Source organism: Streptomyces sp. AC627_RSS907, assembly GCF_019049165.1.
The window spans coordinates 1-593 of the sequence record NZ_JAGMUE010000563.1 but is presented as its reverse complement, the minus strand read 5'-3'; the positions used below and the strand labels follow the sequence as shown (position 1 = coordinate 593).

The 593-nt window shown below is 77.4% G+C and carries 2 protein-coding genes; one reads left to right on the top strand and one right to left on the bottom strand.

Annotated features, from left to right (window positions below; genetic code table 11):
• Window positions 1–233, top strand: a 233-nt coding sequence (locus KUM32_RS37085) for a ferritin-like fold-containing protein (RefSeq protein WP_217146261.1), incomplete at its 5' end; no start/stop codon positions are given.
• A 124-nt stretch (window positions 234–357) separates the two neighbouring features.
• Here the strand turns inward: KUM32_RS37085 and KUM32_RS37080 are convergent.
• The coding region (locus KUM32_RS37080; protein WP_217146260.1) for a hypothetical protein at window positions 358–593 on the bottom strand (236 nt) is incomplete at its 5' end.

The window sequence follows — 593 nt, the reverse complement described above, 5'->3', positions numbered from 1 at the left end:
CCGCCATCAAGGCCGACCCGCGGGTCGGCGGGCGGCTGGCGCTGTGGGCGCGGCGGCTGATGGGCGAGGCGCTCTCGCAGGCGCAGCGGGTGGTCGCCGACCGGGACGCGCTGTCCACGATGCTGGTGGGCGGCGTGGCCGACGGCTTCGACCTGGCCGAGGTCGGCCGGATGTTCTCGCGGATCACCGAGGCACACACCAAGCGGATGGCCGCGCTCGGCCTCTCGGCCTGACTCCCGGCCTGTGAGGGGCCCGGCCGCACAGCGGCGCGCCCCGGCCGTGGGGCCGGGGCGCGCGGCGTGTGTGTCGGGGTCGGGTCGTCGGGCTGGACCGTCGGGCTCTGGTGCCGCCGGCTCCTCAGGCAGCCGCGGAGCGGTGCAGCCGCCTGCTGGGGCGGCGGACGAGGAGCGACAGCAGGGCGACGGCCATGATCAGCGAGGTCGTCAGGGTCGCCGTGGGGTGACCGTCGCCGAGCACCGAGTGTCCGAGCAGGGCGCCGAACAGCGCGGCGCCGGGGCCGGTGGACAGGACCAGCGGGGTCGCCGGCAGTTGTCGCGGCAACCAGCGGAGCGCCGCGACGGCGACGGCGAGGC